Genomic DNA, 9,030 nt, shown 5'->3' with positions numbered 1-9,030 from the left:
AGTATTCATTAGTTGTTGGACCTAATAAAGATTATCTATGGGTACTATCGCGTACTCCAACTATGCCACCAGAGTTATTAAATGAATACCTTAGTTTTGCAAGTAACCATGGTTTTGATAGGCAAAGAATATTGATATTCCAGTAGAACCTATTCTTTATTAAAAATGAGAAGTTTAACAAGTGAAATATATGACCCGCCAAGTGCGGGTTTCTTATTTGACATTATTACCTATATCCTCTTAAGCAAAGTTATAGGCATAATATGGCGCTTACCGACAGATAAGAAATGTTTTGTCGCGAGTACCTCAGCGATTTAAACACTACACAGGAGGCTATTCGTGCAGGATACAGCGATAAAACTGCAAACGTAAAATCAAGCCGACTGTTAATAAATGTTAACATTCAAAATAGAATTAAAGACTTAAATTAAATAGGAATGAACGTGTCGAAATAAATGCTGATTATGTTTTTAACCGCTTTGTCGAAATTGACCAAATGGATGTATCAGATATTGTCAATGATGGTGGGAAGCTAAAACCAATAAGCAGTTGGCCTAAATCATGGCGGACAACATTATCAGGTTTTGATATCTCTACGACAATCCGTGACTACGATGAGAGCACCAAAGAAACTATTCTCATGAAAATCAAATGGCCTGATAAAGATTAAAAATCATGAGCTCTTAGGTAAGAATGTCAAAATTCAGGCATTTAAAGAGCAAATTGAACGGAAAAGCTGAGAGACTCGCTAAGCTAGAAGCAGAGCAATTAGCGGACGAAGTGGAAATGGATTTGGAGATTTAGGTTAACTTTTGGGTGGTATTTTGATTATAACAGAGTGTTGTATGGTTTGTTTTTGATAAGGAGTGCTTTTTGCTGAATTAATGGGGTGAATCCTAATGCTATTTGTGTGAATCAAAGTGTAGTTTTGAAACTCAAATTAATAACTCGAGTTATTATCACATATATTACAATAAGATAATATTATGTATTTTGGCTGCTTTCACTTTTTCATCGCAAGCTAATTCATTATGGACTTATGAAGGTAGTGGCGCACCTGAAAACTGGGGGAAATTGAGTGATGAATTTAAAGTTTGTGAAAATGGATTTAATCAATCACCGTAAGGAAAAAACTCATGTGTCAGCTTGAGTGGTTGGTATATTTAGAACATTATCTAATTATGTGAGTTTTCCAATTTTGGTATTCAATTACTTACTAAATAAACAGGCTAAAGAGTATGCAAAAGGTAGAGTCAGAAATTTAGTAATGAAATTTTTAATACTTACAGCATACGATATAAATTAAATGTTTCCATATATTATTAATTAGTCCATAAAACAGGTCACTACCTTCAAGGCTTTTTATGTAAATACTAATTAATAATAGGAGATATTTAATGGATAACCAAAATTCGATTTCTAATCATATTGCTTGCAGTCTTCGTCAATTAAGGATAAAAGCTAGGTTATCAGTATTCGAGCTATCTAGAATGGCGGGAATAGAGAGTGAGCAGCAACTATATCGTTATGAATATGAAATTGATAAGATAGGAATAGCGGAGACAGTAGCTATATTAAAGGTATTGAATGTTGATATTGAAAGTTTTTTTAGTAATTTGGATGAGTATAAAACTATAATTGCATGTAGCGGAGATATAAACTAAGTTTATTTCGATGAAACTTGCTTTCGCTTGAGTTATATAGCAAAAACCAACTGTAAACGGTTGGTTTTTACTATATAGGGAGGAGCGATAAAGTGATTACTATACTAGTATATAGTGTATTTATTTAATTCTCGCAATTGAATTAATTACATGATATTTATAGCTATTGTTAAACGTCATAATAAAGGTCAATCATAATATGTCGGAGGCTCTATCTCACTGGATAATTGAATATGGATACTTAGCTGTGTTTCTGGGTTCCATGATTGAGGGAGAAACAGTAGCTTTCTTATCGGGCATAGCAGCACATAATCAATTACTTTCTTACCCTCAAGTAGTTATAGCCGCCTCTTTAGGTGGGATTGTTAGTGATAATGTATTGTTTTTTATAGGCCGTTATTTTGGAGCACAAATTTTACCCAAACTACATAGTCAAAAAGATAAAATAGTATATGCGCAAGAATATATTCAAAAAAATGAGAATTGGGTTGTTATAGGTATTCGCTTTGCTTATGGGTTAAGGACAATAGGACCTATTATTATCGGTGCTAGTGATGTAAGTCCATTTAAATTTTTTATATTAAATATTATCGGTGGCGCAATTTGGGGAGCTTTGATAGTTTCTGCAGGATATTTTATTAGTAAACTAGTTCTTTCACTACCAACTCATTTTTCAATAAGTATGCTAATAGCTGTAGGTATATTTTTGTTATTGCTAATTTTTTGGAGAAAACATCTATTGCAAAAAATGCGGAAATAATACGAGATAGTTACTTGTAATTATATTATGCGAATGCAGTATCAATACCTGATTAATACTGCATTGGTTTATAAGCTGAAAAGAGTTAATTCCCTCTATATGTTGAATAACCATATTGGCTTAAAAGCAAGGGGATATGGTAATGTTCATCTAAATTATCTATTTGAAATTCAACGGGGATTTCAGGGAAAAAACTGTGTTTACCTTGTTGCTTAAAATACTCACCAGTTTTAAAAATCACTCTATAGTCTCCTATAGAAGGCTTCTCAGGGCTGTCAGGTAAGATAGATTTAATTCTGCCATCATTACTTGTTTTTTCTGTGTTTATGAGTACCCAATTGTTTCCCTGTTTTTTCTCTAATGTAACCTCAACATTAGGGGCTGGCTTCCCTGTTTGCTGATTAAGAATATGAACACTTAAAATATTATTTGACGCTATTGAAGTTGCTGGAGTTAAAATAAAAGGAATGAATACTAAAAGTAGTTTTTTTTTCATTTAGATATCCTCTATTGATATATTGAGGATACTTTATCAATGGAGGCTAATGGTTAGCCTTACAGTTTGATTACATTTTTTTAATCTAAACTTCATTACATTAGTTAATGGTAGATAGATTAAAAATAGTAAGTTTATCGATTTCGACTGGAGTCTTTGTATGAAGACTGAAAGCACTGTGCCAACATTAATAGGAAAGAAAATTAAAATATTAAGGCGCAATGCTGGATATACCGCAAGTGAGTTTGCAAGATTGAGCGGCTGTAAAAGTGATCAATAATTGTATCGCGATGTACGAGGTGTTAATAAAATTGATACCATATGTTGGTATCAGTACTAAGGATCCTTAATATAAATATAAGTAGTTTTTTTGAGCAGATAGCTGATGAGATAATTAAAGAATTCGATGATTATAATGTAAATATATAGACATCTAGTATGGCGAGGCCGCTATAAATGGCTGCTTTTTATATTATGGAATAAATCAGTCAGTTGATTGATACTTTTTTATAGTCGTTTCTATTACCTATTATTCATTTAAATAGGATTAAGCCGCCAATCCTTAATGTTTTCAACATTCACATAGGATATTTAAGGTTGTTATCGATATTTAATTTTGCTAGGTTTTTCTATTGTCAATAATTACCCAAGTAGATCATTATGAAATTAATCTCTTCGCTTTTTTGCCTCTTTTTAGTGACAGGTTGTACATTTACACCTTCTTTTGAGCCCAATAAGTCAACCTGGCCTAAGCCACATAAAGACGCCCGTTCATCTGAACAAAAAAGAGCTGATAGAGAGGCTGTACATGAGCAACAGCGAGCTGTGATGAGAGGTGAAAGACCGGATTACGGCGTTTTTGATAGATACTAAACCCGAGGACGTAAGAACTTTTGGGTTAAGATTAAGATAAACAGCAAACTATTTGTTTATAAAATCGACGCGAAAATAAAATTTGCCATTTGGTTCTAAGTGTGGCTTAATATGCTCACTGGTTTGGAAGTACAGGCCTATTTATGTTAGTCAGTTTTAAGATGTTCACCATTAAGCGCTATCTCAGATACCACTTCATTGCGAATTCCTTCTAATTAATTCCCATAAGTACCACAAGAACAAACCGCAACATGCCTTATGGCAATTTTAAAAAATTAAAGGAAATTCTATGTCTAATACAATGACTGGTACAGTAAAATGGTTTAACGATGATAAAGGTTTTGGTTTTATCACTCCTGCAGACGGCAGCAAAGATGTATTTGTTCACTTTTCTGCAATTCAAAGTGATAACTTCAAATCATTAGCAGAAGGCCAACAAGTTTCATTCAGCATCGAAAATGGTGCTAAAGGCCCAGCAGCAGCTAACGTTATCGCTAAATAACGATAACGAATCGCTAAGCATTCAAAAACCTCGCTAAATGCGAGGTTTTTTCGTTTTATAGCCTGCTATTTTCAATAAATACAGAGTTAATATTATAAAAGTTGTTTGATAAAATAATTAGCACCATCACGAATCGCCTCGTCTGATATTTGCATCATGCGTGAATAATGTAAGAAGGCGTGCAAAGTTCCTGGGTACATTTTATATTCACAAGGTATATCATTGGCATCTAGCGTTCGGAATAAAGCCAAACTATCATCTAATAGTGGGTCAAACTCAGCACTGGCAATATAACAAGGTGGAATACCGTAGGTTAAATCATTATTGAATAAGCAATAATATGGCGCCTCTCTATCGCCAGCTTCACCAAGATAGGCATTATCATAATCTTCTAAATCTTGTTTTTGTAACCCATCCCATTCTCCACCATATAGCCGTCGGCTTATTGAATCCTGCAAACCATACAGCCCATACCACAATAAAACAGCTTTTATATTGGCACATTCTATCACGTTATCACGTAACCAAAGTACAGAAGCAAGAGATAACATCGCGCCAGCTGAGTCACCGGCAAAGCCAGTTTGTTGCATATTGATATTATATTGTTCAGCATTTTGCTGATAGTACTGATAAACCATGGATATTTCCTCAATTGCTTGAGGGTAGCGTGCTTCAGGGGATAACGAATAATCAACTCCAATAACTGTACAGCCCGAATATAGTGCCAGTAAGTGCATAATACGTTCGTGAGTCTGTAAATTACCTAAAATAAACCCACCGCCATGGAGATAAAACAAGGTGGCTGATGGGGATTCAATCGGCTGAAATATGCGCGTCAAAATATTGCCATATTTAGTTGGAACTTGAATATCGTGAATGGAGTGCATCGTTGGCGCTTCTGAATTCCAATATTTTCTATCTTCAATATACGCTTGTCGCATACCATTATAAGTGGCGTCAAGGGGGGCAGGAGATGGATTTTCTGCATAAAATCGCATTACAGATTGCATCTCTGGTGAAATAAGGTCTAACACATTAATTTTATTTTTTTTGTTCATTATGCTCTCCTAGCTAGATGTTTCCATTGTAAAAGGGGGGCATAATTAAGTTGTGATCCTGCTAACCAATATTAAAAGGTTCTGTATTTTTAAATTATAAGGCTTGAGAATTTATAGGTATTTTAATTTATATCTCAAACGGTGAGATCATCACCGTTTGAAATATATGTGAGTTTTAGGTGGGAAAGTTAATATTTAACGATGATGTCAGTTAACAATTATTTAGCAGCTCTTTGTATGGCTTCTCCACCGGCTTCTATGTCTTCACCAACACCCTGAGTGGTGTTGCATGCGCTTAAAGAGAATACTACAGCTAATGAACAGGCCAAAAAACAAATTTTTTTAATCATATCTTCTTCCTTTGGTTAAACTCACTTACGGGTTATAAGACATTTCACGTATAAGTATAGCAGAAGGATAAATGAGTGTTTTTTGAGCTGACGTATGTTGCGATTTGATAATATAAAAATTATCAGTTTATTATGCTTTGATTTTTCATTTTAATGAAGTATAAGGCTATAAATTAATAAATAAAAAGAGAATTATAGCAATAAATGATAAATAGTTTTAACTATTTTAGAGAAAAGAAAGATACAGAAAAATCCGAATTCCACTATATCCTTATGTTAGTAAACATGAATGCGACTGATATTAGACCAGTTACATAAACTTTATTAATCTAAATGGATATTCCATGATGGAATTTTATCATTTTGTTAACAAATTCATCGTTATTATATTTGTGAGCTTATGTAATAATACTTAGTCGATTTTTTAATTAATCACAAGTTAAATCAAAATGTTATATATTGTCGTAAGAGAATTTTAATGTAATATCGAATCTGTTTGAAATTCCCTTGGTTTCATTGATTTATTTAAACCGCCATATAGGCGGTTTTTTTTAGTTTTTACCCAGTGAGAACTTTTCAAATAACCAAAGCCCACTTTTTTTCATTGCGAAACCAAATAGCACACCAATTAATAGTGATTGAATAGTGACCAACCAAACACCTTCTGCCGCAAAAATAGTACAGGTGCCGACAAACGTGCCGGGTATATAAGAAAGCCACTGTTTTTTAGCTTGTATACACATCAAAAAGGCAACAATACCAGTAACGAAGTACCCTACAAAGTGAGGTAACTGCTTCAGGTAGTCACCGCTGTGCAGGATCACTAAGCCCCAAACCACACCACTACAGACGGTTAATGCGGTAATACCCAGACCTTTTATCCCATCTTTAGGATAAGCAAAATAGGCTGTACAGTCTAAAAAGCCTGCCCAGCCGATTAGCCCTAAACTATCAGCAACCCAAGCCCATATACCAGAAAGAATGGCGGTTGTTAAAGAAAGACAAAATAGTAATTTCACAATATGCACTTTACGTTATGGTTGTTTGTTAATAATACGGACGATGAATGCTATAGCCTATCGCTTGGTTACTAAGCCCATTAGCTGCAAAGCCAATTTATTCTAGAGTTAAGCTTTAACGATTCAGCTATCTTTTATTCGAACACCATCTAGGGAGTTTTAGGTATGGCTAGAGGGGTAACTGACTAATAATAGGATAGTTATTTGTAATTGCAGTGACTCTGGGGCCGTGTAAAGAAAAGCATTGTATAGAGCTAAGGTAAATCTGGCAATGAGTATCCGATAATTTATATGTTTTAATTTTATCTTATTGATAATAAATAATTATCTGTAAATTTAACGTTAAATAAATAATGTATAATTTAAAGATTAATTTTGAGTGTGTGAATAGTTGATGGCTTTTTTACTTTAATTTAGCGACTCCTCGCTGTAGCATGAAGAAAATTGACTTGTGAGGTAAGGGTATGAAATGGATGATAGCTGGTGCTACTGCACTGTTATTGGTAGGGTGTGATAGCACATCGACTGCACCATTTGGCTTAAACTGGGGGCAAAGCATTGATAGCATCAGTTTTATTAAGGCGGGGAAATGCCAAGCAAGTGGTAGTAAAACAGTTTGTACTTTTGGGCAGCAAAAGCCATTTAATGATTGGAGCTATGAAAACCAACTCACTTTTGATGGTGGTACGCTCATTCAAGTGGCTACCACACTTGTTGGGGTTGAGGATTATGCCTCGCCAAAACCGGATTTTTTGGACTTCCAACAGAAGCTAGAAAATGAAATGGGCTATTTGACAAAGCAAGGGTTTAGCTCACAAGTCGCTAGTGACATTCTCACTAAATGCCAATCAGAGACTAGCTGTCACAAAGTGAGTGAGTCATCTCAAACTCGTAGTGGCATGTCTAATCTTTGGGTTACCATTAACCCTACACCAATTGCCATTATCACTTACAGCCAAGATTAAGCTTAATTTAAAGCCAGTTAATGTTGATATTAATTTGCGTGGCGAATATAAATAGTACCAATATATCATTGGTACTATTGGTTAAGGCTTATAAATAATTTATAAAAATGATAAGAACAATATAGGTTGAAGAATTACCACCCGAAGGCGATACCCGCTCCAATAACCGCAGCATCTGAATTATTCCAAGATACAGAACTGCGTAGGTTGATGTTTTCTTTTAGTTGATATTGAGCACCGGCAGCGATCGCTGAGCCATTTTTGTAATTACCTGCACCAATCCCTGCGCTAAAACGAGTATTTGTTGCGTAAGGAATATTGCTCATTGCTGCGACAGACGCAATACCGGAATTCGCTTCTTGAGCACGTTTATCTATTTTCCTATCAAGCTGATGGAGCCCATGATCAACTTTATTTTCTAAGCTGGTGAATTTGAGTTCATTAGCTTTTTGCGTTTTCGACGTGTCACTTTTTAGGGTCTTAATTGACGAGGTATTTCCAATCACTTTGTTATCTAGATTTTGCATATTGGTATTTAATTGGTTGGTGATTTGGTCAGCCGCATTGACACCAGTTAGTGCTCCTTGCAAATGTAATTCGACATCTTTTAATTTTGAGTCAAGTGCATGGTGCTCTTTTTCTCTGCCTTGTTGTATTGATGTGATTTTACTATTAATTAAATCATTGTTGTTTTTTATTTCCTGAAAAATATCTTGAGAATATATTTGTTCAAAACTAACGATTTCATCATTCAATGCTTTTAAATCATTTCGTATATCTATAGTTTCTGATTTAAGTTTACTATTATTTTGTTTTAATGTGTCAATGTCGCTATTAAAACGTGAGTCCATTTGGTTAATTGTAGTGTTGATATGGTTGATTTTTCCACTGATATCACTAATTTTTTTAACATTAGTGCTGATACCTTGCGCGTTGACACTGCTTAAGGATGGTGGAGGACTTGAAAATGAAGTGTTGGCTATTACATTGCAAGACACACCGCTAAGTAATAGAGCTGATAAAAGACGGGATGATATTTTCTTTTTCATTTGTTAATTTCCGTATTATTTAAAATTATTATCTAAAAGAAGAATGAAAGATAAATTTATTTTCCTTTATTCGTTTATAATAAAGATATTTATTTGGTGGGTAAAATCGATTTTTAAAATGATATTTATTCGGGATATCCGTGTTTGAGTGAAATAAATACAGTGATATATATTTTTTATATTAACTAGATACTTTTATTTGATGGAATTATAGTTGATAGTGCTTATTTTGAAAATTTAATTTAAATTGATAGTAACTTTAATGTGGCCTAAATATATTCTCAATATTAATAA

10 protein-coding genes and 1 pseudogene are annotated in these 9,030 nt (G+C 33.9%); 6 read left to right on the top strand and 5 right to left on the bottom strand.

Annotated elements, in window-relative coordinates; all coding sequences use genetic code 11:
* The 4 genes and pseudogenes from PR767_RS02790 to PR767_RS02775 all read left to right on the top strand — a co-directional run.
* Positions 1-146, top strand: a 146-nt coding sequence (locus PR767_RS02790) for a lipocalin family protein (RefSeq protein WP_196719012.1), incomplete at its 5' end; no start/stop codon positions are given.
* A gap of 141 nt (positions 147-287) precedes the next feature.
* Positions 288-740 (top strand): annotated as a pseudogene (locus tag PR767_RS02785) (terminase small subunit).
* 657 nt (positions 741-1,397) lie between these two features.
* Positions 1,398-1,664 carry a helix-turn-helix domain-containing protein gene (locus PR767_RS02780; protein WP_004909925.1) on the top strand — a complete coding sequence of 89 codons (267 nt, stop codon included), beginning with the start codon at positions 1,398-1,400 and terminating at the stop codon, positions 1,662-1,664.
* Positions 1,665-1,863: 199 nt separating this feature from the next.
* Positions 1,864-2,424 carry a DedA family protein gene (locus PR767_RS02775; protein WP_004909929.1) on the top strand — a complete coding sequence of 187 codons (561 nt, stop codon included), beginning with the start codon at positions 1,864-1,866 and terminating at the stop codon, positions 2,422-2,424.
* 85 nt (positions 2,425-2,509) lie between these two features.
* Here PR767_RS02775 and uraH read toward each other — a convergent pair whose 3' ends face one another.
* A complete protein-coding gene (gene uraH / locus PR767_RS02770; protein ID WP_109911174.1) occupies positions 2,510-2,920 on the bottom strand; it encodes a hydroxyisourate hydrolase in 411 nt (136 codons plus the stop codon).
* A gap of 1,162 nt (positions 2,921-4,082) precedes the next feature.
* Here uraH and cspE point away from each other — a divergent pair.
* A complete protein-coding gene (gene cspE / locus PR767_RS02765; protein ID WP_004909940.1) occupies positions 4,083-4,295 on the top strand; it encodes a transcription antiterminator/RNA stability regulator CspE in 213 nt (70 codons plus the stop codon).
* Between the two features lie 92 nt (positions 4,296-4,387).
* On the opposite strand, the gene aes is transcribed toward cspE, so the two are convergent.
* The 3 genes from aes to PR767_RS02750 all read right to left on the bottom strand — a co-directional run bounded on the left by aes (position 4,388) and on the right by PR767_RS02750 (position 6,722).
* Complete coding sequence (gene aes, locus PR767_RS02760) at positions 4,388-5,353, bottom strand: acetyl esterase (protein ID WP_210783509.1); 966 nt, start codon at positions 5,351-5,353, stop codon at positions 4,388-4,390.
* Positions 5,354-5,571: 218 nt separating this feature from the next.
* Positions 5,572-5,703 carry an entericidin A/B family lipoprotein gene (locus tag PR767_RS02755; RefSeq protein WP_004909948.1) on the bottom strand — a complete coding sequence of 44 codons (132 nt, stop codon included), beginning with the start codon at positions 5,701-5,703 and terminating at the stop codon, positions 5,572-5,574.
* A gap of 551 nt (positions 5,704-6,254) precedes the next feature.
* Complete coding sequence (locus PR767_RS02750) at positions 6,255-6,722, bottom strand: DUF1097 domain-containing protein (protein ID WP_272519849.1); 468 nt, start codon at positions 6,720-6,722, stop codon at positions 6,255-6,257.
* A gap of 464 nt (positions 6,723-7,186) precedes the next feature.
* Between PR767_RS02750 and PR767_RS02745 the strand changes: the two genes are divergently transcribed.
* Complete coding sequence (locus PR767_RS02745) at positions 7,187-7,687, top strand: hypothetical protein (RefSeq protein WP_042851567.1); 501 nt, start codon at positions 7,187-7,189, stop codon at positions 7,685-7,687.
* Between the two features lie 134 nt (positions 7,688-7,821).
* On the opposite strand, the gene PR767_RS02740 is transcribed toward PR767_RS02745, so the two are convergent.
* Positions 7,822-8,736, bottom strand: a complete 915-nt coding sequence (locus PR767_RS02740; protein ID WP_272519848.1) for a YadA C-terminal domain-containing protein — start codon at positions 8,734-8,736, stop codon at positions 7,822-7,824.
* Between the last annotated feature and the right edge of the window lie 294 nt (positions 8,737-9,030).

Origin of the sequence: Providencia sp. PROV223 (assembly GCF_028479245.1) — a bacterium.
In the GTDB taxonomy this organism is placed as follows: Bacteria; Pseudomonadota; Gammaproteobacteria; order Enterobacterales; family Enterobacteriaceae; genus Providencia; species Providencia rettgeri.
Note: the sequence above shows the minus strand (reverse complement) of the source record. Positions and strands in the feature narration are given on the sequence as shown.